The sequence below is a fragment of the Massilia sp. UBA6681 genome (assembly GCF_002454935.1).
In the GTDB taxonomy this organism is placed as follows: domain Bacteria; phylum Pseudomonadota; class Gammaproteobacteria; order Burkholderiales; family Burkholderiaceae_D; genus Telluria; species Telluria varians.
Map to the genome: position 1 here is coordinate 24,196 of NZ_DKJX01000024.1, position 25,717 is coordinate 49,912.

A 25,717-nucleotide genomic window follows, 5' to 3' on the forward strand; every position below is an offset into this window, starting at 1 on the left:
GTGCGCGCGAGCCGACTGCCAGCGAGATGCCGGTGGCGGAGAACGACGGGGTGTGGAACGGAATCTTGGACATCGGTACAACTTTCCTTGACTGCTTGCAGGCCGGCGGAGGCGCCGGGACGTACGGCGTGGATTACGCGCGTAGTAGCAGGGCTGCCAGCGATAGCGCGCCGGCGGCAGGTAGGGAAGTCGACAGATGCAGGTGGAAGGACATGCGATCCACTCTACGAGAGGAATGGATCGCATGTCAAGCAAAAAATGCTGCGTTGCGGAAGCGTTTACAGTTTTTCGAGCAGCGCCGGCAGTTCCTTCATGAAGGCGTCGCGCACGCGCAGGCCGGCACGGGGGCCGCTCTCGCCCTGCGCATCCTGCACCAGGCGCGCGAACACGACCGTGCGTCCGCCGTCGACGGCCCAGCCCACCAGCCAGCCATGCGGCGGCGAGCCCGGCTCCGACCCGGTGCCGGTCTTCGCATACACGTCCCAGCCGTTGCGCAGCCGCGCATGGCGCATGAGGGCCGCCGTCATGTCGAAGGCCCTGGCGGACACCGGCAGCGTGCGGTTGACCAGCTTGCGCAGGAGCACCGCCTGCTCGTCGGCCGAGATCTTCAGCGAGCTGCCCAGCCAGGCCTGGGTCAGCCCGTCGTTCCTGCCCGGGTTGCCGGAGGCGTCGCGGTTGCCGTAGTCGAAGCGGTCGATATAGGACTGGAAGCGCTCCGCGCCGAGCCGGGTCGTGACCTGCTGCGAATACCAGACCACCGAATGCTTCATCCATGCCGCCGGGCTTGTCGTGGTGCGCCATTCCGGCAGCCAGTCGACGTAGCCTTCGCGGAAGGGCAGCTGCGGCGTGGCCGTATCGACCAGGATGCCGCTGTCGTAGCCCATCAGGCTGATCGCCACCTTGAAGGTCGAGGCGGGCGTCACGCGCTGCTCGCACTGGCCTTCGCGCACCAGGGCCTTGCCGGTCGCGGCATCGACCAGAAGCGTGCAACTGATCGCCGCCTGGCCTGCGCCCGGCAGCACCACACCGGCCATCAGGGCCAGCGCCATCAGGTATCTCATGTTTGTTGCGCCTCCATCAAAGTGGGCAGTATAGCAACCGGGCAATATTTGAACAGGGCACTTTTCTGCAGCGTAGCGCCATCGCTGGTATACTGGTTGTCTGTCGTCGAAGCAGCGCTTCCGACTTCCCTCGGTTTCGTATCTGCAACATCGCGCTACGCCGCCGCCCAAGCCTCCGCTCCTGCGTTTCCATGTGCAGGCTGCGCGCTTCCCTCTCTCCACCCTGGCCCCGGTCTGGCCAGCATCAGCACCAACGCCGCCGCACTTCGCTGGTCGGCGCGACCGACGTTTCATCGACCCGTGCGCCGCGCGGGCCGTCAACAGCATAAGGAGCTAGCATGGCAAAAGAAGAACTGATCGAAATGAACGGACTGGTGTCCGAAATCCTGCCTGAAATGCGTTTCCGCGTTGAACTCGACAACGGCCACAAGCTGATCGCGTACACCTCGGGCCGCATGAAGAAGAACCACATCCGCATCCTGGCAGGCGACCGTGTCACGCTGGAAATGTCTCCGTACGACCTGAACAAGGCACGGATCACTTTCCGCCACATCGAAAACCGCGGTCCTTCGGGTCCGCGTCCGGCGCCGCGCCGCCGCTGATCCCGCTCAAGCCTGTGCAAGGCAGGCGTGCGCTTCCCGGGGACGGGAAGCGCGCATACTTCGCTTCCGTAGCTGACCACGGGAGCACGCAATGGAAGCATTCCTGCTTTTCCTGGCCGATGGACTGACCGGGGCAACGCCCCTTGCCATCGTCGCCTACACCCTGCTGGCCACGCACGTCACCATCGTGGCCGTCACCGCCTACCTGCACCGCCACCAGGCGCACCGCGCCCTGTCCCTGCATCCCCTGGTTGCCCATTTTTTTCGCTTCTGGCTGTGGCTCACCACCGGCATGGTCACGCGCGAATGGGTGGCCATCCATCGCCGCCACCATGCGCACTGCGAACGCGAGGGCGACCCGCACAGCCCGCGCCAGGCGGGCCTGCGCACGGTGCTGCTGCGCGGCGCCGAACTCTACCGCACCGCCAGCCATGACCGGGAAGCCATCGCACGCTATGCGGCAGGCTGCCCGGACGACGCCATCGAACGCCGCCTGTACAGCCGCTTCACCTGGCAGGGCGTGGGCCTGCTCCTGGTGATCGACGTGCTGCTGTTCGGCGTGATCGGCCTGTCGGTCTGGGGCATCCAGATGCTGTGGATTCCGGTGCTGGCGGCGGGCGTGATCAACGGCGCCGGCCACGCCGTCGGCTACCGCAATTTCGACTGCCAGGAAGCGGCGACCAACATCGTCCCGTTTGGCGTGCTGATCGGCGGCGAAGAGCTGCACAACAACCACCACACCTTCGCCACCTCGGCCAAGCTGTCGGTGAAATGGTACGAATTCGACATCGGCTGGATGTACATCCGGCTGCTGGAGTGGCTGCGGCTGGCGAAGGCGCGGCCGCTGCCGACGCCGCCCGGCGTCCGCTGCCGCCATGCGAAGGTCGATGCGGCCACCCTGCGCGCCGTGCTGGCCAACCGCGCGCGGGTGATGGCGGCACTGAATGCACGGCTCAGGCCGGTGTGGCGGCGCGAATTGCGCGGCCTCGCGCTGGGCGCCGGCCTGGACCGGAAGGCGGCGTTGCGACTGCTGAGCCGCGACCCCGGTTACCTGAATGGCGACGAGCAGGGCAGGCTGGGCCGGCTGCTGGCGGCCAGCGAGTGCCTAGGGCGGGTGCAGGCGCTGCGCGAACAGCTGGCGCAGCTGTGGCAGCGCTCGCTGGCAAGCGAGGAGCAGCTGATGGATGCGCTCAGCAGCTGGTGCGCGAAGGCGGCGGCGGACAGCTGCGCGCAGGTGCGCTCGTTTGCGGCCGATCTGCGCGGGTATGCCTAGGTTTCAACGGTGCTGGCAACAAACATGATCGGCTTTACAATGTTTCTATCTAAAAAACAGGCACCCGACGACCCATGGCCCATATCCATCCTGCCGGCTGGCGCGAGATGTCCGTCACCGGTTCCGCCGCGCGTGAAATCGAAACCCTGACGCTCCTCGAGAAGCGCCTCTCGGATACGCCCTACGAGATCTACCATGGGGTCCACTGGACCAACGTCGAGCACGGCTTCTCGGCCTACGGCGACATCGACTTCATCATCGTCGCGCCGAACGGCAGGCTGCTGCTGATCGAGCAGATCGCCGGTTTCCTGAACGAGAGCAAGGATGGCCTGGTCAAGAACTACCAGGGCAAGCCGCGCAAGATCCGCCACCAGATCCTGCACACCATCGAAGGCTTCGCCAAGCGCTACCAGGGCGAGCTGTCGATCGACTACCTGCTGTACTGCCCCGACTACATCGTGAAGGACCCGCAGCAGGCGGGCATCGACCCCAGCCACATCATCGACGCCACCACCAAGGGCCGCCTGGGCGCGAAGATCCGCGAAATCCTGCCGATTACCGCCCGCACCGAGGACTTCGACCGGGTCACCCGCTACCTGGGCGACACCCTGAGCCTGCGCCCGGACCCGAGCTCGATGATCGGTTGCGCCACCAGCATGGTCACGCGCCTGTCGGGCGGCCTGGCCACCTGGGCGCGCCGGCTCGAATTCTCGCCCTTCCGCCTGCGCGTGGTGGGCACCGCCGGCAGCGGCAAGACCCAGCTGGCGCTGGCCGAATACACCGCCGCGTTAGATGCCGGCCTGCGCCCGCTCTACGTCTGCTTCAACCGTCCGCTGGCCGACCACATCGAGCGCCTGGTGCCCGCGGGCGGACGGGTCGCCAACTTCCACGAACTGTGCGACGCCTGGCTGCGCGCCCAGGGCAAGACGCCTGACTACGGCGCGCCCACCGTCTGGGCCGAGATCGAAGGCGCGCTGGTGGAAGCCGACCTGCCCGAGACCTGGCAGTACGACGTCGTCATCGTCGACGAGGGCCAGGATTTTTCCAGTACCTGGCGCGACATCGTGCTGCGTATGCTGAAGGAGGGCGGCCGCGCCATCTGGCTGGAAGACCCGGACCAGAACCTGTACGGCAAGGAGATGGTGCCGCTGCCCGGCTGGGTGGTGCTGCACTCGAACACCAACTACCGCAGCCCGCGCGAAGTCGTGCAGATGCTCGGCTCGATCGGCGCCGTCAGCCAGCCGGTGGAGGCGGGCAGCCCGTTCAAGGGCGCCGACATCGAGGAGCTCACCTACCCGGAAGGCGACGTCGAGGCCATGCTGTCGCAGACCCGGCGCGCCGTGACCCTGTGCCTGGCCGCGGGCTTCGGGCGCCAGGACATCGCGATCTGCTCCTTCCGCGGGCGGGAGAAGTCGGCCATCCTCAAGCTCGATAAACTGAGCGACGCGCACACGCTGCGCTCCTTCACCGGCGCCTACGACCTGTTCGGCAACCCGGTGTTCCGCGAGGGCGGGCTGCTGGCGGAGTCGGTGTACCGCTTCAAGGGCCAGTCGGCGCCGGCGCTGATCTTCACCGAGATCGACTTCGAGGAGATGGACGAACTCACGCTGAGAAAACTGTTCGTCGGCATGACACGGGCGCGCCTGAAGCTGGTGCTGGTGATGAGCGAGCGTGCCTCGGTGCAGTTCCTTGATCGCATGAGCGGGGGCCTGCCCGACGCTTGATTCATGCCGACGGCATTGAAATCCATTCCGTCCCCGCGCACGTCCCGTGCTAGCATTTTGCTCATCGAATCCTGGAGAAGACGATGAAGCGACCGGCGGTGGCAAAGACGACTGTGCGCATGCGCGTGAAGGTACTGGGAGCGTCGGCACTGATGCTCCTGCTGGCCGCTTGCGGCGACCATCCGCCCAAGGACGACGATGACGACGAGCAGCCGCCCGCGCAGGCCGCCATCAGCATTGTCGCCGGCAGCGCCACCGAATCGGGCAGCACCAACGCCACCGGCGAGGCCGCGCGCTTCAATGGCCCCACGGGCATCGCCATCGACGCCGCCGGCAACCTGTACGTGGCCGACACCGGCAACGACGCTATCCGCAAGATCACGCCGACGGGCGTGGTGAGCACCCTGGCCGGCGCGCCGGGGTCGAGCGAATACATCGAAGGCCCGGGCGACCGCGCCCGTTTCGTCCAGCCGCTGGCGCTGGCAATCGACAGCAGCGGCACCCTGTTCGTTACGGACGACATGCGAATCCGCAGCGTGAGCAGCACCGGCCAGGTGAGTACGGTGGCGACTATCCCGGTCGGTAACAACGTCGACAGCCGCAGTAATGGGGCCATCGTTCCGAGAGCGATCGCAGCCGATGCGCGCGGCCACCTGCTGGTGACGAACGGACTCAGCACCCGGCGCATCGTGGCCGGGGCGACGGGCATGCTGGAGGGTGTCGAGGTGGCCCAGGACCTGTGGGGCACGCGCATCGCCGATGCGCGCGGCGTGGCGATCGACAGCAACAACAACGTCTACGTGTTCGACCTGCAGCGCAGGATCAGCCGCACGTTCAATCCGACTACCGTCAACGCGAACGTCCTGAATCCGCTGGCGGGCGCGCCAAATGCGAGCGGCGCGGCCAACGGCACCGGCGCCGCGGCGACTTTCGAACAGGTGGTGGCGCTGACGGTCGACCCGCAGGGCAATGTCTACGCGGCCGACGCGGTCAACAACCTGGTGCGCAAGATCACGCCGGAGGGCGTGGTGACGACGCTTGCCGGCACCACACGCAAGGACACGCTGCAGCCGGGGAACCTGCCGGGCAGCCTGGCGCCGATCCGGGGCATCACCAACGACGGCAAGGGCAACTTCTACCTCACCTCGGGCAACGCCGTCATCAAGATCAGGCAGCCGTAAGCGGGCAAGGCCGCGGCGGTGGCTTCAGTGGCCGATCGCCGCGGTGGCGACGCCCTGCGCCACGCTGTTCTTGCTGGTGGTGGTGGTGAGCGCGAACAGCGGCTTGCGCGGCGACTTGTCCGTGCTCCATTCATAGGCGACGGTGCTCTTGACGCCGTCCGGCCCCTTTTCCGAGGTATTGCGCTTGCGCTCGCTGCGGAAAGGCTCGGGCGCCTTGCCCACCGTCTTTTCGAACATCGCCTGGACCGTCGCGGCCGGCACCGTCTTGGCGTACAGCGCGCACAGGTTCTTGTCCGAATGGACGACCATGATGAACTGGCCGTGCTGGCTCGGCACCGACCAGGCATTGCCCTTGGCGCCCTGCAGGAACACGGCCGCGGCCTCGGCAGGCAGCTGGGGGAAGCTGGAGAGCTGCTTGCGCAGGCCGTCGAAGTCGTGCAGGTACTTCAGGCAGTGCGTCGAATAGATATTCATGAAGGCCGCGGCCTGCTGTTCAGGCGCGGCGATGGCGATTGAAGAAAGCAAGGTACCTCCGAGGATGATGGCGGCTTGGCGAAGAAGTCGCATGGGTCGTACTCCGGCTGATTGCTATACGTCTTACTATAGCAACTCAGCCCTGAAATGCCGGGTTGCCTCAGGCAAACGTACGCGAGGGAGGGAAGGCATGGCACGCGCTTATACGAAGCAGGATGTCCCGCTCGAAAAGATCCGCCGCTACCTGGAACCAGGGCCGATCGTGCTCGTCAGCTCGAGCTGGGAAGGCGAGCGCAACATCATGACCATGGGCTGGCACACGGTGATGGAATTCTCGCCCTCGCTGGTGGGCTGCGTGATCGCATCGAGCAACCACAGCTTCGATATGGTGCGGCAAAGCCGCGAGTGCGTGATCAACCTGCCGACCATGGCGCTGCTGGATGCGGTGGTGGGGATTGGCACCACGTCCGGCAGTGAAGTGGACAAGTTCGAACGCTTCGGTTTGACGCCGGAAGCGGTGGAGGGTGTCGCGGCGCCCGCCATTCGCGAATGCCATGCCCACTTTGCCTGCCGGCTGCATGACGACAGCCTGGTGGACAAGTACAACTTCTTCATTTGGGAAGTGGTCGCGGCGCGGGCGGCGAGGACGCCTAGGCATCCCGAGACCGTTCATTACACCGGCGAGGGCGTGTTCATGGTGGCGGGGAAGGTGGTCAGCCGGAGATCCAGGACCCTGCTGGCAATGGAGCCGAATTGACTTCCGAATTCATTGGCTCTGCAGCGGCATGGCCATGAGGCTCTGGGACCTCGAGAATCAGGCGTGGAATTCGCTCGTATAGCATGATCTTGAATTCGTCCCGGTCTTTCGAATGGTGACAGCGGCGGTGGCAGTTTGGACAAAGGGCAGCAGCGTTTGTCGTCCTATCCGAACCGTGACTCGACAATGGCATGACGTGATGGACTTCGAGATATGGCAAGCCATCGGTTCCGATAAACGGGGCTGGACTGCCGCAAGCTTCGCAGCTGCCGTTAGCGGCTTGTAGAACCCATGCTTTGACTGCCGGATCGCGCACGAATGTCGTGACGGTCGAGGTACTCACGCCAGGAGCGATCGATCCACGTGGAATGGCACCCAAGTGTCGCTGTCGTAATTGGGAAACACGCGCCTCAAGCGAATGGCCATCGGCCGTTGGCACGTATGGCTCCAGCGATTCGACGCCGTAGGCACTCAGCAAGGCGCTCATCTTTTCTTTGACATCCGAGCCGATATTACGAGCTGGCTTATAGCCGGCGATATAGGGCATTTTCAGCTCGTACAACGCGGCAGAGATGTTCTGCATTCGGAACTCGACCGAGCCTTCAGTGCGGGCAGCCAATGCACCGGCACGGAGATCACGATTCACCGCAGCCTTGTTGTAGGCAATCCCACTGAGCTCCTTGTGAAGCATGCCTAGGTATGCCTTGATGGCAGCTCCTAGCTCAGCATCGCTCCATGGAGTCGCGTCTTTTGATCGGGATGGCACGTGGACTTGAAACTGGTCGGATCATTGATCCACATAGTCTAAATCTTGTTCAATATCTCATCAACAATATTGCTTTGCGTTCTGGCGTCATTGCGTTGGCAAACCACGGTCAAAATTTTGCTGAATGAAAATTCCTTTCGTTTGATCAATATTCGTTGGTAGCATCACGGGATGAACGCATCCCCTTCCTATGGAGTTACGCCTCCACGCATCCGTCGCCGCCAGACCATCGCACTGGTTCTGCTGGTCGTTACTGGCGTCATTAACTACCTCGACCGCGCAACGCTTGCCGTCGCCAATGAATTCATCCGCGCCGATCTCGGTCTGTCGCTTGGCCAGATGGGTTTACTGCTGTCGGCCTTTTCCTGGAGCTATGCCCTGTGCCAGCTGCCGGTTGGCGCCCTGGTCGACAAGATCGGACCGCGCTGGTTGCTCGGCGCAGGCTTGGTATTGTGGTCGCTGGCACAAGCCGCAGGTGGCCTCGTCTCGACCTTCGGCTGGTTCGTGCTTGCCCGCGTCGTGCTTGGTATCGGCGAGGCGCCACAATTCCCGGCGGCGGCGCGGGTCGTGAGCAATTGGTTCCCAATCAAGGCACGTGGTACGCCGACAGGCATTTACAACTCGGCGTCCCCATTGGGCTTTGCGCTCGCACCGCTGTGCCTGTCGCCCCTGATTGCCGCCACCAGCTGGCACTGGGCATTCTTCGTCACCGGCGCGCTCGGCATCGTGGCGGCGGTTGTCTGGGTGATGCTGTATCGCGACCCGGTGCGCGAGCAGATGTCCGCGGAGGAGTTGGCGTATCTCGATGAAGGCCAAACGGTGGAAGAGGCGCCGAAAGCAGGCTTCGCCTCCTGGCTCGCCCTGTTCCGGCACCGCGCGACCTGGGGCATGCTGCTCGGCTTCTTCGGATCGGTCTATCTCAATTGGGTCTACCTGACCTGGCTGCCGGGCTACCTGCGTGCAGAGCGCAACATGGACGTCGCCTACGTCGGTGTGGCGGCAACGATTCCCTTCCTGTGCGGCTTCGCCGGCGCCCTGGTGGCCGGCTGGGCGTCTGACCAGATCACACGGCGTGCGTCATCGGTCCTGGCGGGTCGTCGTACGGCGGTGGTGATCGCCATGCTGGGCATGGTAGCGTTCACGATCCCGGCTGCACTGGTCGAGAGCAATACTTTGGCCATTGCCTGCATCTCGGTGGTCATCTTCCTGGCGAATGCCGCGTCGGCCTGCTCCTGGTCACTGGTCACGGTCGTGGCGCCGCGCAGCCGTATTGCCTCGCTCGGAGCGATCCAGAATTTTGGCGGGTTCATCGGCAGTGCATTGGCGCCGATCTTTACCGGCTACATGGCGCAGGCCTGGTCCTTCGTGCCGGCCTTGCTGGCCGGCGCCGGCATCGCCTTCGTCAGCGCGATGTTGTACCAGTTCCTTGTTGTGCGACCGATTCCCGAGCAGGATTCAGATACCGGAGCGTAGAGATGCGTCTAACGACGAAGACTGTACTTGTTATGCTTTGCTTTAGCCTCGGCTCAGCGATCGCAGCGGAAGCCAGGCTTCCTTCTGACGTCGTCAGATATGTGGAACAGCGTGAAGGCTGCGATCATTTCCGGGGAGAGATCCCGGACCCGCCAGACAAGCAGCGCATGAAGGAAATGGAGCGTGAAATCCGCAAGCTCTGTACTGGCACAGATAAAAAGCTTACGCAGCTGAAGCGCAAGTACGCCAAGAACCGGGCGGACATGAAGCGTCTGAATGAGTTCGAAGAAAAGATCGAGTAGTCGCCGTCACCAACTGACGGCAGAATGAAAAAGGCCTCGTACGAATACGAGGCCTTTTTGGCTTAGAGCGCAGAACGCTTAAACGTCGATATTCCCCGCCTGCAGCGCATTCGTCTCAATGAAGTTACGACGCGGCTCGACCTCATCCCCCATCAGCGTGGTGAAGATCTGGTCCGCCGCAATCGCATCCTCGATCTGCACCTTCAGCAGGCGGCGCACGGTCGGATCCATCGTGGTTTCCCACAGCTGCTCCGGATTCATCTCGCCCAGCCCCTTGTAACGCTGTTTCGAAACACCGCGCTCCGCTTCCTCGCGCAGCCAGATCATGGCTTCGTGGAAGCCGCGCACCGCGAACTCCTTCATCTTCTCGCCTTCGCCGCGGCGGATGATGGCGCCTTCGCCGATCAGGCCCTGGAAGGTGGCGGCCGCATTGGCCAGCACGGCGTAGTCGTTGCTCTGCACGAAGTCGGCGTCGATCGAGGTGACGTTCACGTTACCGTGGCGCATGCGCTCGATGCGCAGCGCGTGCTTCTCGGACAGCTCGTCCGAACGCACGACCACCTTCACGGCCGGATCCTTGATCGCCGCTTCCATCGCCTTGGCCGAGGCTTCGGCCTTCTCCAGCGTGCTCATGTCCAGCGTCACGCCGGCCGTGATCGCGGTCAGCGCCGCGCGGTCGATCACACGGGTCAGGCGCATCATGATGGCGTTCGACAGGTTGTACTGGCGCACCAGCTCGCTCAGGGCTTCGCCGCTGATCGGCTCGGCGCCTTCGCGCGGGATCAGCGAAGCGGCATTCAGCGCGAACGTCATCATGTAGCTCGCTTCCTCGACGTCGTCCTTCAGGTAGCGCTCGTCGCGGCCGGCCTTTACCTTGTACAGCGGCGGCTGGGCGATGTAGATGTGGCCGCGCTCCACCAGCTGCGGCATCTGGCGATAGAACAGCGTCAGCAGCAGGGTGCGGATGTGGGCGCCGTCGACGTCCGCGTCGGTCATGATGATGATGCGGTGGTAGCGCAGCTTGTCGACGTTGAATTCGTCCGGGCCGATCGAGGTGCCCAGGGTCGCGATCAGGGTGGTGATCTGCTCCGACGACAGCATCTTTTCGAAGCGCGCCTTTTCCACGTTCAGCACCTTGCCGCGCAGCGGCAGGATGGCCTGGAACTTGCGGTCGCGGCCCTGCTTGGCGGAGCCGCCTGCCGAGTCACCCTCGACGATGTACAGCTCGGCCAGCGCCGGGTCGCGTTCCTGGCAGTCGGCCAGTTTGGACGACAAGCCCAGCCCGTCCATCACGCCCTTGCGGCGGGTCAGGTCGCGCGCCTTGCGCGCCGCTTCGCGCGCACGCGCCGCTTCCACGATCTTGCCGCAGATGATCTTGGCGTCGTTCGGCTTCTCCATCAGGAAGTCGGTCAGGGTCTTGGCCACGATCTCTTCCACCGGGCCACGCACTTCCGAGGACACCAGCTTGTCCTTGGTCTGCGACGAGAACTTCGGCTCCGGCACCTTCACCGACAGCACGCAGGTCAGGCCTTCGCGCATGTCGTCGCCCGAGATCTCGACCTTCGCCTTCTTGGCGAATTCGTTCTCGTCGATGTACTTGTTGATCACGCGGGTCATCGCCGCGCGCAGGCCGGTCAGGTGGGTGCCGCCGTCGCGCTGCGGGATGTTGTTGGTGAAGCACAGCACCTGCTCGTTGTAGGCGTCGTTCCACTGCATCGACACGTCCACCGAGATGTTGGTGCCCTGGTCCGACATGCGGTCGCCGGTGGCCTGGAACACGGTCGGGTGCAGGACGGTCTTGGCCTTGTTGATGTACTCCACGAAGCCGCGGGTGCCGCCCTCGAAGGCGAACACTTCTTCCTTGCCGGTGCGCTGGTCGCTCAGCTTGATGTTGACGCCGTTGTTCAGGAACGAGAGTTCGCGGATGCGCTTGCTCAGGATCTCGTAGTGGAACTCGACGGTGGTGAAGATTTCCTCGTCTGCCCAGAAGTGCACTTCGGTGCCGCGCTTGTCGGTGTCGCCCAGGACCTTCATCGGCGAGACTTCCACGCCGTCGACGACTTCGATGATGCGGTCCATCGGGACGCCGCGCGAGAATTCCAGCTGGTGGATCTTGCCTTTCTGGCGCACGGTCACGCGCAGCAGCTTCGACAGCGCGTTCACGCACGAGACGCCGACGCCGTGCAGGCCGCCGGAGACCTTGTACGAGTTCTGGTTGAACTTGCCGCCGGCGTGCAGTTCCGTCAGGGCGATCTCGGTCGCCGAGCGCTTTGGCTCGTGCTTGTCGTCCATCTTGACGCCGGTCGGGATGCCGCGGCCGTTGTCGGTGATCGAGATCGAATTGTCGGAGTGGATGGTGACATGGATCTCGGTGCAGTAGCCGGCCAGGGCTTCGTCGATCGAGTTGTCGAGCACCTCGAACACCAGGTGGTGCAGGCCGGTGCCGTCCGAGGTGTCGCCAATGTACATGCCCGGGCGCTTGCGCACCGCTTCCAGGCCTTCCAGGATCTGGATCGAGGACGCGCCGTATTCGTCCGCCTTGGCGGCGGGAGTCATTTCTGGTTGGGTATTCTCGGACATGGACTGCTTTCTATAAAACGGGTGATTCAAGGCTGCATTCTTTTAAGAGCTGCAGCTTGAATCGTCATCCCGGCGCAGGCCGGGATCCAAGTTCGCCAGTGTTCACGCAAACTTGGGTTCCGGCCTGCGCCGGAACGACGGGTTAAGGCTACTTCCTTAATCGCGGGCCAACGATTTGCTGACTGATCAAATCCGCATCGGCATGACGACATACTTGAAGTCGCCATTGTCGGGAATCGAGATCAGCGCCGACGAGTTCGAATCGCCCAGCGCGATGTTCACCTGGTCGCACTTCAGGTTGTTCAGCACGTCGAGCAGGTAGGTCACGTTGAAACCGATGTCGATGGTGTCGCCACCGTAGTCGATCTCGAGTTCTTCGACCGCTTCTTCCTGGTCGGCGTTGGTCGAGCTGATCTTCATGACGCCCGGCTCGATGATGCAGCGCACGCCCTTGAACTTGTCGCTGGTCATGATCGCGGCGCGCTGCAGCGAACGCAGCAGCTCGTCACGGCCGATCGTGAACTCGTTCTTGTAACCCTTCGGGATCACGCGGGTGTAGTCAGGGAACTTGCCCTCGACCAGTTTCGAGACCAGCTCGATGTCGGCGAAGGTCAGCTTGACCTGCGAGGCGGCGATATCCAGGCGCACTTCCTCATCGCTTTCTTCCAGCAGGCGCTGCAGTTCGATGATGGTCTTGCGCGGGATGATCACTTCCTGGCGCTCGAAGGCCTGTTCGGTGGCCACCTGGCAGAAGGCCAGGCGGTGGCCGTCGGTCGCCACGGCGATGATGTTATTCCCGTCCAGCACCAGCAGCAGGCCGTTCAGGTAGTAGCGGATGTCCTGCTGGGCCATCGCGAAGTGCACCATGTTGAACAGGTGCTTCAGCGTCTTCTGCGGCAGGGTGACGCTGGCGTTGTAGCTGTCGGCCACCGACACGGTCGGGAACTCTTCCGCGGCCAGGGTCTGCAGGGCGAAGCGCGACTTGCCGCTCTGGACGGCCAGGCGCTTGTTCTGCAGGGTCATGGTGACGTCGCCCGACTCCGGCAGGGCGCGCAGGATGTCCAGCAGCTTGCGCGCCGCCACCGTGGTGCCGGTCACGTCGTCGCCCGAACCGATGTTGGCGAGCGTGGTGATCTGGACTTCGGTGTCGGTCGAGAGGAACGAGACGCTTTCGCCCTCCTTGCGAATGAGGATATTGGCCAGAATCGGCATGGTGTGCCGACGCTCGACAATACCGCTCACGATCTGCAGTGGCCGGAGAAGCGTGTCTCGGGTGGTTTTGACCAGTTGCATAGATATCCTCAGTTAAGTATTAATTATTTATTGCTCTAACACTATTTTGCCAATTGCCGGGAGATAACACAAACCTCTCCGAATATTGGGGCGGCGACCGTTTTTCGTAGGGTGGGCGGGGTAATTTCGGGCAATGCCCGGAATTACAAACGCCCACGCGGTCAACTATTCCGTGAACAATCGCACCGCATCTAATCACCTGCTTGCTGAACGCGTAGGCGGGAGACCCGCCCACCCTACAAAATCAGCCTTTCAAGGTTTGCTCCAGCACGTGCAGCTCGTGGTTGCACTCGGCGTTCTTCTGGCGGTCCTGGGCGATCTTGCGCACCGCGTGCAGCACGGTGGTGTGGTCGCGGCCGCCGAACAGCTCGCCGATTTCCGGCAGGCTCTTCTGGGTCAGTTCCTTGGCCAGGTACATGGCGATCTGGCGCGGACGGGCGATGTTCGCCGGGCGGCGCTTGGAGTACATGTCCGCCACCTTGATGTTGAAGAAGTCCGCCACTGTCTTCTGGATGTTCTCCACCGAGATCTGGCGGTTCTGCACCGACAGCAGATCCTTGAGGGCTTCCTTCACCACGTCGATGGTGATGTCCTTGCCGTGGAAGCGCGAATAGGCCAGGATCTTGCGCAGCGCGCCTTCCAGCTCGCGCACGTTGGAGCGCAGGTGCTTGGCCACGAAGAAGGCGACGTCGTCCGACAGGGTCACGTTCTCGGACTGCGCCTTCTTCAGCAGGATCGCCACGCGCATTTCCAGTTCCGGCGGCTCGATCGCCACCGTCAGGCCGGAGTCGAAGCGCGAGATCAGGCGGTCGTCCATGCCCGTGATCTCCTTCGGATAGGTATCCGAGGTGATGATGATCTGCTTCTTGGCCGCGATGAGCGCTTCGAACGCATAGAAGAACTCTTCCTGCGTGCGGCTCTTGCCGCCGAAGAACTGGATATCGTCGATCAGCAGCATGTCGAGCGAATGGTAGTAGTGCTTGAAGTCGTCGAAGCCCTTGCGTTGATAGGCGGTGACGACGTCGCGCACGTACTGCTCGGCGTGGATGTAGCGGATGCGCGCGTTCGGGTTGTCGGCCATGACCTGGTTGCCGATCGCATGGATCAGGTGGGTCTTACCGAGGCCCACGCCGCCGTAGAAGAACAGCGGGTTGTACGACACGCCCGGGTTGTTGGCGACCTGGATCGCGGCGGCGCGCGCCAGCTGGTTGGCCTTACCGGTGACGAAGCTGTCGAAGGTCAGGTCGGTGTTGATGCGGCTCTGCTCGCGCTTGGGCGAGTTGGCGATGTTCACGTTGCCCTGGCTCGGCGCCGGGTCGGCAGGGCGCGGGGCGCCATTGCCGGCCGCGCTGCCGTCGCCGGCAGCAGTGGCAGGACCCGCCGGCTTCCTGGCCGGGCTGTTCTTCGGGTCGAGCACGAACTGCACCTCCACCGGCGCTTCCCAGTACTGGCAGGCGAGTTCGGTAATGCGCGTGGCGAACTGGGTCTTGACCCAGTCGAGCTTGAACCGGTTCGGCGCGGCGATGCGCAGCTTGCCATCCTCGTAATCGAGGACGACCAGCGATTTGATCCACGCACTGTATTGCTGCGGCGTCAGCTCGAGTTCCAGCTGCGCGGAACAGGTCTGCCAAAAGTTTTCCATACTTCGCTAATTGATACGTAACACGCTATTTTACCTGTCTCGGCCGAAGTTATCCACAGGTTGGGCCCAGAATTTTCAAGCATGACACAGTTTGCAAGACTCATCAGGAAACAACGGTCGCCTTGACAGCTGGACTGGAAATCATGTCTAATTCAGGGTTCCCCGTCCGTGCGCCATATCAAGCTGACAATTCAGCAGGCGGCTGCCCGGGCGAAACGAGTATCTGCTGTGGCGTGACGCTGGCTTAACCATCTGCGAACTGTCATTGGCGACGAATCCTGACACGACGTCAGACCCGATTTTGCACTTACTTTTGCTTTAAGCGAGACCACCATGAAACGTACTTACCAACCTTCCGTCGTCCGTCGCAAGCGCACGCACGGCTTCCGCGCACGTATGGCTACCCGTGGTGGCCGTCAAGTCCTGAACGCACGCCGCGCCAAGGGCCGCAAGCGCCTGGCTGTCTAAGTTTTTTAGACCAGATCGACGCGGTCGGTGATGACAGGCGAAGGTTCGCACGACTTCGCGCGCGTTCGGCGTATCGTTAAAACGGATGAGTTTTCATCCGTTTTTCGTTTGCGCCCGGCGCAAAAATCCGCGCATTTCGTGCTCTACACCCGACCCAACAAGCTGCCGCATGCGCGGCTGGGCGTCGTTGCGGCCAAGCGTTTCGCGCCGCGCGCCGTCACCCGCAATACGATCAAGCGCGTCACGCGCGAGCTGTTCCGCACCAGCCAGCTGCAGCCCTTCGACTGCATCGTGCGCCTGTCGCGGCCGGTCAATAGCAAGGACGGGCCGGCCACCACGCGCGCCCTGAAGGCCGAGCTGCGCGCCGAGCTCACCCGCCTGTTCGCCTCCCAGCGCCCGCGCCGTCCGGCGCCCTCGCCGACATCATGAAGACGCTGCTGGTCTGGTTCCTTCGCGGCTACCAGCTGCTGCTGTCCCCGTTGCTCGGGCAGAAGTGCCGTTTTTACCCGACCTGCTCCAATTACGCGATCGAGGCGCTGCGCGTGCACGGCGCCGCCCGCGGCTCGCTGCTGGCCGCGCGCCGCGTGTGCCGCTGCCATCCGTGGAATCCGGGCGGCGTCGACTTCGTCCCGCCGGCGCGCGAGGGCAAGGACCAGCAACCTCCACCAGCCGCTCGCGGTTGTAACCACTCCTGACTAGACTCCAATGGAACTCAATAAACGTACCGTCCTGTGGATCGTGTTCGCCATTTCCCTGATTGTTCTCTGGAACAACTGGATGGTGGCCAACGGTAAACAGTCGCTGTTCTCGCCGGCGCCGCCGACCGCCCAGGTGGCGCAGCAGCAAACCAAGCCGAGCGACGTGCCGGCCGCCCCGCAGCCGGGCGCCACTGCCGTGCCGGCCGGCGTCCCGGGCGCCGCTCCGGCCGCAGCTGCGCCGTCGACCCAGCGCATCACCATCACCACCGACGTGGTGAAGGCCGACATCGACACCCTCGGCGGCGTCATCAAGCGCCTCGAGCTGCTGAAGTTCGCCGACGAAATCGACAAGACCAAGAACAAGGTGCTGTTCAACGTGGGCGGCAACAGCGTCTACCTGGGTCAGACCGGCCTGGTCGGCTCGACCCCGGCCGGCGTGATGCCGAACCACGCGACCCCGTTCGTGGCCCGTCCGCTCACGCGCGGCGCCGACGGCACCGTGCAGCTGGTGATGGACGCGGAGCAGGGCGGCGTGCGCCTGACCAAGACCTTCACCTTCCGCAAGGGCGACTACGTCATCGGCATCCGCCATGACGTCACCAACCTGACCGCCGCGCCGGTGCAGCCGTCGCTGTACCTGCAGCTGCAGCACGACGGCAACAAGCCGGCGACCGATTCCTGGTTCATGCCGAGCTACACCGGCCCGACCCTGTACACCGAGGAAGACAAGTACCAGAAGCTGACCTTCGAGGACATCGAGAAGGGCAAGGCCGATCACGCCACCAAGGCCAACAACGGCTGGGTCGCGATCTCGCAGCACTTCTTCGTCTCGGCCTTCATCCCGGCCGACAAGGCGCAGCGCGAGATCTTCACCAAGAAGATCGCGACCAACCTGTACGCCATCGGCACCATCCAGCCGCTGGGCACCGTGGCGCCGGGCGCGACCGTGTCGAACGACACCCGCCTGTACTCGGGCCCGCAGGACGAGCAGACCCTGGAAACCATCGCTCCTGGCCTCGAACTGGTCAAGGACTACGGCATGCTGACCATCATCGCCAAGCCGATCTTCTGGGTGATGACCCACCTGCACTCGCTGCTGGGTAACTGGGGCTGGACCATCGTCGCGCTGACCGTGCTGATCAAGCTGGCCTTCTTCCCGCTGTCGGCGGCCGGCTACCGCAGCATGGCCAAGATGCGCGTGGTGACGCCGAAGATGCAGGCGATCCGCGAGCGCTACAAGAACGACCCGCAGAAGATGCAGCAGGCCACCATGGAGCTGTACAAGACCGAGAAGATCAACCCGCTGGGCGGCTGCCTGCCGATCCTGGTGCAGATGCCGGTCTTCTTCGCCCTGTACTGGGTGCTGCAGGCATCGGTCGAGATGCGCGGCGCGCCGTGGATCCTGTGGATCGACGACCTGACCCGCCCGGACCCGTACTTCATCCTGCCGATCATCTACGCGGTGTCGATGTACATCACCACCAAGCTGAACCCGCAGCCGACCGACCCGGTGCAGGCCAAGATGATGCTGTTCATGCCGCTGGCATTCTCGGTGGTGTTCTTCTTCTTCCCGTCGGGACTGGTGCTGTACTGGGTGGTCAACAACATCCTGTCGATCGCGCAGCAGTGGGTCATCACCAAGAAGTTCGAGACCGGCGCGGCGAAGTAAGCGGCCTGGTTTCAGTGGAAAGCCCGCGCTTGCGCGGGCTTTTTCTTTTCCGTATCCCTTACAATCCCCTCCATGAAACTCGACACCTCCCCCATCGCCGCCATCGCCACCGCCCCCGGCCGCGGCGGCATCGGCGTCGTGCGCGCCTCCGGCAAGTCGCTGCAGGCCCTGATCGACGCCTTGTTCCCCGGTGTGAAGCTCAATCCGCGCCACGCCACCTACATTCCGTTCAAGGCCGCCAACGGCGACGTGATCGACGAGGGCCTGGCCCTGTACTTCAAAGGCCCGCATTCCTATACCGGCGAAGACGTGCTCGAACTGCAGGGCCATGGCGGCCCGGTCGTGCTGCAGATGCTGCTGGCCCGCGTGCTCGAAGCCGGCGCCGGACACGGCCTGCGCCTGGCCGAGCCGGGCGAGTTCACCCGCCGCGCCTTCCTGAACGACAAGCTCGACCTCGCCCAGGCCGAGGCGGTGGCCGACCTGATCGACGCCTCCACCGAAGCCGCGGCGAAGTCCGCCTCGCAGTCGCTGTCGGGCGCTTTTTCCCAGGTGGTGCACCAGCTGGTCGACCAGACCATCAATCTGCGCATGCTGGTCGAGGCGACCCTGGACTTCCCGGAAGAAGAAATCGACTTCCTCGAAAAATCGAACGCGCGCGGCCAGCTGGCCGGCATCGTCGAGGCGCTGGAAAACGTGTTCCGCCAGGCGGCGCAGGGCGCATTGCTGCGCGAAGGCCTGAACGTGGTGCTGGTGGGCCAGCCGAACGTCGGCAAGTCCTCGCTGCTGAACGCCCTGGCCGGCGCCGACGTCGCGATCGTCACCCCGATCGCCGGCACCACGCGCGACAAGGTCACCGAGACCATCCAGATCGAAGGCATCCCGCTCAACATCATCGACACCGCCGGCATCCGCACCCTCGACGACATCGACGTGGTGGAACGCATCGGCATCGAGCGCACCTGGGGAGAGGTCGGCAAGGCCGACGTGATCCTGCACCTGCTGGACGCCAACCTGGGCCCGAGCGCGGAAGACGAAAAGATCGTGGCCGCTTTCCCGGCCGGCGTGCCGGTGGTGCGCATCTGGAACAAGATCGACCTGTCCGGCCACAAGCCCTCGATGGACGTGTCTCCCGACGCCACCCACCTGTACCTGTCGGCGCACGAGAAGCTGGGGATCGACCTGCTGCGCGCCGAACTGCTGCGCATCGCCGGCTGGCAGCAGACCGGCGAGTCGCTGTACCTGGCGCGCGAACGCCACCTGATCGCGCTGCGCGCCGCCCGCAAGCACCTCGAACTGGCGCGCCAGCACGCGCTGCAGGACGACCAGTCGCTCGACCTGTTCGCCGAGGAGCTGCGCCTGGCGCAGGACCAGCTGTCCAGCATCACCGGGCAGTTCACGCCGGATGATTTGCTGGGGGTGATCTTCAGCCGCTTCTGTATCGGGAAGTAAGAGGACGCCGCGTATCGTCACTGCACTCCGGATTGCCGCATGCTAGGCTTCGCCTGACAGACAGGACAGGAGGGCAGGATTGATGACAAACATTGACGGCAGCAAGCGGCGGCGGTTCGTGCGGGGAGGGCTGCTGTTTGCCGCCTGCGCCCTGCTGTCTTCCTGCGCCAGCCTGACCGGCCCGCGCACGGTCGAAATCCCCCTGCACAAGCTGCAGGCCGGCCTCGAGCGCCGCTTCCCGCTCAGCCATCCCCTGATGGGCCTGTTCGACATCCGCCTGCAGCGCCCGCAGCTGGCGATCCAGCCTGAGCTTGATCGGGTCGCGCTGGCGCTGGAAGCCTCGGTATCGCCGCCGTTCGCGCGCGACACCTGGAGCGGCAGCCTGGCCTTCTCGGGCCGGCTCTATGTCGACCCGGGCCGCCCCGCCGTGATGATGGCCGAACCGCGCGTCGACCGCGTGACCATCGGCGCCAACCCCGAGGCCGAGCGCCAGATTGCGCGCATCGCCAGCACCCTCATCGATACCGTCGTGCGCGACACGCCGGTCTACACCTTCGACCCGCAGGACCTGCGCTATGCCGGCGTCCAGTTCATTCCGACCCGGATCGAAACCACACGTTCTGGTCTGCTGGTAACGCTGGAACCCGCGAATCAGCGCTAAGCGCACGCCAAGTCGCATTTCCGCCACGCATATGAGTATGTGCGTACAAAAAATTAGCAATACGCTATTATTTTTGCGCGCAGGAGCGCAAGTCCTTGTAGGTGTGTTGTGCGCAAGCCTAATCGGCATGTGAGGATTGCAGAGCCAGTCCATTCGGCGCACACTGGGACGGATGGAATTGCACTGAACTGCCGTGGCGCGACCTTGCCGCGGTCCGCGCTTGAGGTTTCTCATGGGCACGATGTTCTGCTGAAGTAATCTTGGTTGGACTTCAGTCTGTCGTGTAGGGGGTGGATCTTGGAAACGACACAGGAAAGCTTTTCGGACAATGGGCTGGCCGCCGAGCCGGCCCTGGCCGCGGTCGCCGTAGCTACCCCAGGGATGCCCGCGCGAGCGAGCCTGCCTGCGAAAGGCTCATGCTGGTATTGCGAGAAACCGCTCGACAGCGTGCGCCGTTTCTGCGGCAAGAGCTGCGCTGCTTCCTTCGACGAGGAAGCGGAATTCACACGCTAGGCGCTCCCGGCCGGCGCCCTCACAGGGCATCCAGCACCGAGAGCGCCCGTTCGTAATCGAAGGCCGCCACCGCCGACTCCAGTTGCGCCATGCGCGCCGCGCCCAGGCATGCGCGCAGTCCGGCGCGCTTCTCCGCCATGAGATCCTGGGCGCCGCTGTCGCCGAGATCGAGCAGGCCGCGCAGGTTTGCCAGGTCGGCCTCCGCCAGCGCCGCCTCGCCTGATGCCGGGATGCCGGCGGCCGGCGCAAGCAGCAGCGCCACTTCCGCGATCACCCGCGCCAGTTCCGCGTCCAGCCGGTCGAGCAGCAGCGCATCGGCCGGCGCGCCGGCACGCAGCACCTGTTCGACCTCCAGCGCCAGCGCACGCAGGCCGCGCGCCTCGACCATCGCGGCCGCGCCTTTCAGCGTGTGGGCGATGCGGTGCGCCAGCATGGCGTCGCCGCCGGCCAGCGCGGCGCGCAGGCGCAGAGCGGTGTCGGCGTAGTCGGAATGGAAGCGGGTGAGGACGCGCAGGTACATGGCCTCGTCGCCCATCATCCGGTCGAGGCCGGCGGCGCAGTCGAGCGCCGCCATGGACACCTGTGCGGGCGCCGGCGGCGAGCCCGGTCCGGCCGGGGAGGAGGACAGGCTCACCGGGTAGTAAACGACCAGTCGCGGCTCACCGGGCTGCCGTTCACCGTGCCGGAGAAGCTGACGTCGTAGGTGGTGGCCGCCGCCAGCCGCGCCAGCGGAATGATCGCAACGGCGGTGCGCTGCGAGGCGGTGCTGGATGAGTTCACGATCAGTACCTGCAGGTTGGCGCCGCCGCGCGGGCGCACCGTGAAGGTCTGCATCGTCAGCGGGGCGTCGATGTTCGCGTGCACGCTGATCGGGTAGCCCACCTCGTTGCGGTCCGGGACCGGATCCGGTTCTTCGGTATCGCTCATGAAGTTCGGCACCACGCCGGTCTGGCCGTTGAACGGCCAGGTGACGACGGCATTGGCGGCGATGCCGGGACCGAAGCCGCCGCGGCTCGCGAAGTCGGCGGTGAAGTAGCTGTAGCCACTGGAGGAGGTGGCAGCGCCGGTGCCGATCTCGCGGAACTTCGGCTCGAACATCACGAAGCGGTGGTAGATCGCGGTGACCAGCTCTTCGGCCATGAAGAAACCGGTGCCGTTGGTGACGCCGGAGATCACTTCGCCATAGGCGTAGCCGTTGGCCGGAATGGTGTAGCCGGCCGCGTTCAGGCGGTCCTTCAGGGTGGCGCCGGTGAAGCCAGGCTTGCCCGCGGCCTGGTCGTGGCTCATCACGCGGTTGGTGCGCAGGTATTCGGAGTGGCCCAGCGCCGCATTGTTGATCAACACATTCTCGGTCACGACCGGCACGCCCAGCTGGGTGCGGCGGTAATTGATCCAGTTGCGGCCATCGACGGCGATGCTGCCGGTCGCGGTGGGCGCCGCGGTATCCGGCACGATGGTGGCCGGAGGTGTCGTGCCGACCGGGGTCGCCACGGCGTCCGTGCCGCCGCCTCCGCCGCCGCACGCGACCAGGGTCGAAGCGGCCACCAGTCCGGCGATGAGGGAACGCCAGCGAGGCACGTAGCTCATGTTGCAACTCCTGTCAATACTGGGGAACGACATCACATTCTAGAGCAAAAGAGAGGCAGACGACGCCCGTGGCGTTGCGCGACGTCCAGCTTATTTCACTCCCCTGTAGAATATGCTATCGATCTCATTGCCGAGTCATCAATTGTCGACCAAGCCCACCAGCCGGCAGCGCCTCGCGCGCGCCAAGTTCGCCCTGCCCAGTTTCGTGACCCTGCTGTCGATCGCCTGCGGCTTCGGCAGCATCGTGATCTCGGTGGACAATGCGCACATCGGCTCCCCCGCCGACTATCGACTGGCGGCGATCCTGCTGGTGCTGGCCGGCGTGTTCGACGCCCTCGACGGTTTCGTCGCCCGTCTCACCAAGACCCAGTCCAGCTTCGGCGTGCAGCTCGATTCGATCGCCGACGTGATGAACTTCGGCTGCGCCCCGGGGCTCCTGCTGTATTGCTACGGGTTTGCCCAGATGGGCGCCGCGCACCCGACCCTGGTGCGCATGGGCGGCCTGGCCTGCTTCGTGTTCGTCACCTGCGGCGCACTGCGCCTGGCGCGTTTCAACGTCATGGTCGGCCGCACCGACCCGCGCTATTTCGTCGGCATGCCGATCACCGCCGGCGCGGCCTGCGTGGCCTCGGTGGTGGTGGCCTGGCCCGATCCCGCGACCACCATGGCGCAGTGCTTCGCCATCATCGCGCTGATGATCGCGGTCGGCACGCTGATGGTGTCGACCATCCGCTTCCCGAGCTCGAAGCATCCGCGCGGCAAGGTGATGCTGGTGCTGCTGGCGGTGTGCGCCGTGCTGCTGGCGGTCCTGCAGACGCGCTTCTTCGTGCTGTTCTTCCTGCTGTACGTGTCCGCGACCCTGCTGCTGAACATCGCCTGGCGCATGGGGTGGCGCGGCATTGCGCCTCCTCTGGTCTACGAAGACTGATCAGGCGAATTTATCGAGCATCGCCGCAAGGTGGGCGGCGCGTGCCTGCGCTTCGTCGAGGTCGGCGGCGTTGCCGGCCTGGGTCTGGATCGACCCCGCCAGCAGCTGCACGAAGGAGCGGTCGAGCGCCTTGCGCGCCGCCGCCATCTGCTGGGCCACGGCGTCGACGTCCGACGGCTCCGCGGCCAGCGCGATCAGCTTCTGCACCCCGCGCAGCTGGCCTTCGATGCGCGCCAGCCGGTTCAGCAGGTCCTTCTTCTGCTGCGCGGTGAGGGCGCTGCCCTCGACGATCTTCAGCGGGCTCTCGGCCATCGTCGCCTGCCTTTGGCCTTATGCCACTTCGTGCCCGCGCGCCGCGCGCAGGATGCGGAACCAGTCGCCGCGTTCGAGCTGGAAGGAGGTAGCCGCCACCGCTTCGCGGATCGCCTCGAAGCGCCCGGTGCCGGTGAGCGGGATCGGGCGGCTCGGCAGCTGCATGATCCAGGCGAACAGCACGCTGGCAAAAGGCTGTGCCATGCGCTCCGCAATCTCCTGGATGACCGAGCGGACCTCCACCGCGCGTGCGTCGCCTGAGGTGAACAGGCGCCCGCCGCCCAGCGGCGACCAGACCATCGGCGCGATGCCCAGGTCCTGCAGGCCGTCGAAGATCTCGTCGAACATCGGCGCGACGAACATCGGCGAGAACTCGACCTGGTTGGTGGCGAGCGGCACGCGGCGGTTCAGGCATTCGAACTGGTGGCGCGTGAAGTTCGACACGCCCACGTGGCGCACCTTGCCGGCCTGCTGCAGGCGGGTGAAGGCGTCGGCGACCTCGTCGAAGTCCATCAGCGGGTCGGGGCGGTGGATCAGCAGCAGGTCGAGGCGATCGGTGCCCAGCAGGCGCAGCGATTCCTCGGCGGAGGCGACGATGTGGGCGGCCGTGGTGTCGTAGTGCTGGATGCCGTGCTGCGGGCGTTTTTCGGAGACCAGCTTGATGCCGCACTTGCTCACCAGCTCGATGCGCTCGCGCAGCGAAGGCTGGGCGCGCAGGGCTTCGCCGAACGTGCCTTCGACGCCGTAGTTGCCGTAGATGTCGGCGTGGTCGAAGGAGGTGACGCCCAGTTCGATGCACTGCTCGATGAAGGCCACGCGCTGCTGGACCGACATGCCCCAGTCGTTCATGCGCCACATGCCGGCCACGATGCGGGACAGTGCGAGCCCACCCTCACGGGTAGCGATGCGAGGGCAGTGCAGGTCGGCGGGGAGCGGGTGGGTCATCGTGCGCTTTCGTGTGAACAGGATGGCACGATTATAGCGGTGCGGCCAAACAAAAAGCCCGCCCGGCTTGCGCACGGACGGGCTGTTCGGATGGGCTCAGGCGAGGATCACTGCATCCACAGGCGCATCGAGTCCCAGGCGCGGCCGAAGATGCTGGCTTCCTGCACCTCGTCCAGCGCCACCACCGGCAGCGCGATCAGCGGCTTGCCGTCGACCATCATCTTGAGGGTGCCGACCTGCGAATTGCGCGCCAGCGGGGCGACCAGCGGGTCCTTGCGCTCCAGGACCGGTTTCATCTTGCCCGCCACGCCCTTCGGCACGGTCACCAGCACGTCGCGGGTGAAGCCGAGCTTCACGTTCGATTCCGAACCTTTCCAAACCGGCACGGTCGATACGGCCTGGCCCTTCGAGTACAGCTTGACCGTGTCGAAGTTCTGGAAGCCCCAGTTCAGCAGCTTCTGGCTTTCCTGGGTGCGCACCGAATCCGAGCTGGTGCCCAGCACCACCGAGATCAGGCGGCGCTCGCCGGCGTTGCCGTTCGGGCGGCGCGCCGAGGCGATCATGCTGTAGCCCGAGGACGCGGTATGGCCGGTCTTCATGCCGTCCACGGACGGGTCCAGCCACAGCAGGCGGTTGCGGTTCTGCTGCGTGATCTTGTTGTAGGTGAACTGCTTGATCGAGTCGATCTTGTAGAACTCGGGGAAGTCGCGGATCACGCTCGAGGCCATGACCGACAGGTCGCGCGCGGTCGAGTAGTTGTTCGCGTCCGGCAGGCCGTGCGGGTTGGCCCAGCGGGTGTTCTTCATGCCCAGGCGCTCGGACTCGCGGTTCATCAGGGTCACGAAGGTGCCTTCGTCGCCGGCCACGGCTTCGGCCAGGGCCACCGCGGCGTCGTTACCCGACTGGATCATCAGGCCGTGCAGCAGGTCGTTGACCGACACCGGGACCTTCGGATCGATGAACATCTTCGAGCTGCTCGCGTCGACTTTCCAGGCACGCACCGAGACGTTGACCATGGTGTCCAGGGTCAGGCGCTTGTCGCGCAGCGCGGCAAAGGTCACGTAGGCGGTCATCACCTTGGTGAGCGAAGCCGGTTCGATGCGTGCGTCGGGGTCTTGGGCTGCGATGACTTGGCCACTCGTCGCGTCGAGCAGCAGCCACGACTTGGCTGCGACGGTCGGCGCGGGCACGGTCTGTGCACTGGCCGAAGCCATCAGCAGGCTGGCGGCCACGGCCGCTAACAGTTTTTTCATGGGAGTGTTCGCTGTAAAAAAATGCTAATGCAGAAGTGCGCAAGGCAACACCCGAGAGTATTGCCTCGAAAGAAGGGACTAATTATTGCACAGCGACAGCGTCAAA

General features: G+C 64.5%; 25 protein-coding genes. 14 read left to right on the plus strand and 11 right to left on the minus strand.

Annotated elements, in window-relative coordinates; translation table 11 throughout:
- Positions 1-278 precede the first annotated feature (278 nt).
- The gene (blaOXA, locus tag B2R83_RS02810) at positions 279-1,061 is read right to left on the minus strand and encodes a class D beta-lactamase (RefSeq protein ID WP_292038178.1); all 783 of its coding nucleotides are present in this window, start codon (positions 1,059-1,061) and stop codon (positions 279-281) included.
- A 338-nt stretch (positions 1,062-1,399) separates the two neighbouring features.
- On the opposite strand from blaOXA, the gene infA reads away from it, so the two are divergent.
- From infA to B2R83_RS02830, 4 genes are all read left to right on the plus strand, one after another.
- Positions 1,400-1,663, plus strand: a complete 264-nt coding sequence (infA, locus tag B2R83_RS02815) for a translation initiation factor IF-1 (RefSeq protein ID WP_027867080.1) — start codon at positions 1,400-1,402, stop codon at positions 1,661-1,663.
- A gap of 91 nt (positions 1,664-1,754) precedes the next feature.
- Entirely contained in the window at positions 1,755-2,936 is a 1,182-nt protein-coding gene (locus B2R83_RS02820) for a DesA family fatty acid desaturase (RefSeq protein ID WP_292038179.1), read from the plus strand.
- 74 nt (positions 2,937-3,010) lie between these two features.
- Entirely contained in the window at positions 3,011-4,660 is a 1,650-nt protein-coding gene (locus tag B2R83_RS02825) for an ATP-binding domain-containing protein (RefSeq protein ID WP_292038180.1), read from the plus strand.
- A gap of 83 nt (positions 4,661-4,743) precedes the next feature.
- On the plus strand, positions 4,744-5,841 hold the full coding sequence (locus B2R83_RS02830; protein WP_292038181.1) for a hypothetical protein: 1,098 nt from the start codon (positions 4,744-4,746) through the stop codon (positions 5,839-5,841).
- A gap of 24 nt (positions 5,842-5,865) precedes the next feature.
- Here B2R83_RS02830 and B2R83_RS02835 read toward each other — a convergent pair whose 3' ends face one another.
- Positions 5,866-6,408: an NMCC_0638 family (lipo)protein gene (locus tag B2R83_RS02835; RefSeq protein WP_152570827.1), complete on the minus strand. Its 543-nt coding sequence runs from the start codon at positions 6,406-6,408 to the stop codon at positions 5,866-5,868.
- Positions 6,409-6,505: 97 nt separating this feature from the next.
- Here B2R83_RS02835 and B2R83_RS02840 point away from each other — a divergent pair, with 97 nt between their 5' ends.
- Positions 6,506-7,072 (plus strand): flavin reductase family protein, encoded by a 567-nt coding sequence (locus B2R83_RS02840; protein ID WP_292038182.1) that lies wholly within the window; start codon positions 6,506-6,508, stop codon positions 7,070-7,072.
- Here the strand turns inward: B2R83_RS02840 and B2R83_RS02845 are convergent.
- Positions 7,029-7,763, minus strand: a complete 735-nt coding sequence (locus B2R83_RS02845; RefSeq protein ID WP_292038183.1) for an HNH endonuclease — start codon at positions 7,761-7,763, stop codon at positions 7,029-7,031. The genes B2R83_RS02840 and B2R83_RS02845 overlap by 44 nt on opposite strands.
- Positions 7,764-8,009: 246 nt before the next feature.
- Between B2R83_RS02845 and B2R83_RS02850 the strand changes: the two genes are divergently transcribed.
- Entirely contained in the window at positions 8,010-9,311 is a 1,302-nt protein-coding gene (locus B2R83_RS02850) for an MFS transporter (RefSeq protein WP_292038184.1), read from the plus strand.
- 2 nt (positions 9,312-9,313) lie between these two features.
- Positions 9,314-9,613 (plus strand): hypothetical protein, encoded by a 300-nt coding sequence (locus B2R83_RS02855; RefSeq protein ID WP_292038185.1) that lies wholly within the window; start codon positions 9,314-9,316, stop codon positions 9,611-9,613.
- A gap of 78 nt (positions 9,614-9,691) precedes the next feature.
- On the opposite strand, the gene gyrB is transcribed toward B2R83_RS02855, so the two are convergent.
- The 3 genes from gyrB to dnaA all read right to left on the minus strand — a co-directional run bounded on the left by gyrB (position 9,692) and on the right by dnaA (position 15,128).
- The gene (gyrB, locus tag B2R83_RS02860; protein WP_292038186.1) at positions 9,692-12,193 is read right to left on the minus strand and encodes a DNA topoisomerase (ATP-hydrolyzing) subunit B; all 2,502 of its coding nucleotides are present in this window, start codon (positions 12,191-12,193) and stop codon (positions 9,692-9,694) included.
- Between the two features lie 186 nt (positions 12,194-12,379).
- Positions 12,380-13,486: a DNA polymerase III subunit beta gene (dnaN, locus tag B2R83_RS02865; protein WP_292038187.1), complete on the minus strand. Its 1,107-nt coding sequence runs from the start codon at positions 13,484-13,486 to the stop codon at positions 12,380-12,382.
- A gap of 244 nt (positions 13,487-13,730) precedes the next feature.
- Positions 13,731-15,128, minus strand: coding sequence for a chromosomal replication initiator protein DnaA (dnaA, locus tag B2R83_RS02870; protein ID WP_292038188.1), 1,398 nt, complete (start codon positions 15,126-15,128; stop codon positions 13,731-13,733).
- 333 nt (positions 15,129-15,461) lie between these two features.
- Here dnaA and rpmH point away from each other — a divergent pair, with 333 nt between their 5' ends.
- The 6 genes from rpmH (at position 15,462) to B2R83_RS02900 (ending at position 20,073) form a co-directional block, all read left to right on the plus strand.
- The gene (gene rpmH, locus B2R83_RS02875) at positions 15,462-15,596 is read left to right on the plus strand and encodes a 50S ribosomal protein L34 (RefSeq protein WP_040378179.1); all 135 of its coding nucleotides are present in this window, start codon (positions 15,462-15,464) and stop codon (positions 15,594-15,596) included.
- A 30-nt stretch (positions 15,597-15,626) separates the two neighbouring features.
- Positions 15,627-16,025, plus strand: a complete 399-nt coding sequence (gene rnpA / locus B2R83_RS02880) for a ribonuclease P protein component (protein ID WP_292038189.1) — start codon at positions 15,627-15,629, stop codon at positions 16,023-16,025.
- Positions 16,022-16,291: a membrane protein insertion efficiency factor YidD gene (yidD, locus tag B2R83_RS02885; protein WP_036206697.1), complete on the plus strand. Its 270-nt coding sequence runs from the start codon at positions 16,022-16,024 to the stop codon at positions 16,289-16,291. Before rnpA ends, yidD begins: the two co-directional genes overlap by 4 nt.
- A gap of 10 nt (positions 16,292-16,301) precedes the next feature.
- Complete coding sequence (gene yidC / locus B2R83_RS02890; RefSeq protein ID WP_292038190.1) at positions 16,302-17,963, plus strand: membrane protein insertase YidC; 1,662 nt, start codon at positions 16,302-16,304, stop codon at positions 17,961-17,963.
- Positions 17,964-18,035: 72 nt separating this feature from the next.
- Entirely contained in the window at positions 18,036-19,412 is a 1,377-nt protein-coding gene (gene mnmE / locus B2R83_RS02895; RefSeq protein WP_292038191.1) for a tRNA uridine-5-carboxymethylaminomethyl(34) synthesis GTPase MnmE, read from the plus strand.
- 82 nt (positions 19,413-19,494) lie between these two features.
- Entirely contained in the window at positions 19,495-20,073 is a 579-nt protein-coding gene (locus B2R83_RS02900) for a DUF1439 domain-containing protein (protein ID WP_292038192.1), read from the plus strand.
- 532 nt (positions 20,074-20,605) lie between these two features.
- Here the strand turns inward: B2R83_RS02900 and B2R83_RS02905 are convergent.
- The gene (locus tag B2R83_RS02905) at positions 20,606-21,220 is read right to left on the minus strand and encodes an Hpt domain-containing protein (RefSeq protein ID WP_292038193.1); all 615 of its coding nucleotides are present in this window, start codon (positions 21,218-21,220) and stop codon (positions 20,606-20,608) included.
- Complete coding sequence (locus tag B2R83_RS02910; RefSeq protein ID WP_292038194.1) at positions 21,217-22,173, minus strand: CAP domain-containing protein; 957 nt, start codon at positions 22,171-22,173, stop codon at positions 21,217-21,219. The genes B2R83_RS02905 and B2R83_RS02910 overlap by 4 nt, the downstream gene beginning before the upstream one ends.
- 142 nt (positions 22,174-22,315) lie before the next feature.
- Here B2R83_RS02910 and pssA point away from each other — a divergent pair, with 142 nt between their 5' ends.
- Positions 22,316-23,101, plus strand: a complete 786-nt coding sequence (pssA, locus tag B2R83_RS02915) for a CDP-diacylglycerol--serine O-phosphatidyltransferase (protein WP_414674344.1) — start codon at positions 22,316-22,318, stop codon at positions 23,099-23,101.
- Here pssA and B2R83_RS02920 read toward each other — a convergent pair whose 3' ends face one another.
- The 3 genes from B2R83_RS02920 to B2R83_RS02930 all read right to left on the minus strand — a co-directional run bounded on the left by B2R83_RS02920 (position 23,102) and on the right by B2R83_RS02930 (position 25,611).
- The gene (locus tag B2R83_RS02920) at positions 23,102-23,413 is read right to left on the minus strand and encodes a metal-sensitive transcriptional regulator (protein ID WP_027867059.1); all 312 of its coding nucleotides are present in this window, start codon (positions 23,411-23,413) and stop codon (positions 23,102-23,104) included.
- An 18-nt stretch (positions 23,414-23,431) separates the two neighbouring features.
- Positions 23,432-24,358: an aldo/keto reductase gene (locus B2R83_RS02925; protein ID WP_292038196.1), complete on the minus strand. Its 927-nt coding sequence runs from the start codon at positions 24,356-24,358 to the stop codon at positions 23,432-23,434.
- 107 nt (positions 24,359-24,465) lie between these two features.
- The gene (locus B2R83_RS02930; RefSeq protein WP_292038197.1) at positions 24,466-25,611 is read right to left on the minus strand and encodes a D-alanyl-D-alanine carboxypeptidase family protein; all 1,146 of its coding nucleotides are present in this window, start codon (positions 25,609-25,611) and stop codon (positions 24,466-24,468) included.
- Between the last annotated feature and the right edge of the window lie 106 nt (positions 25,612-25,717).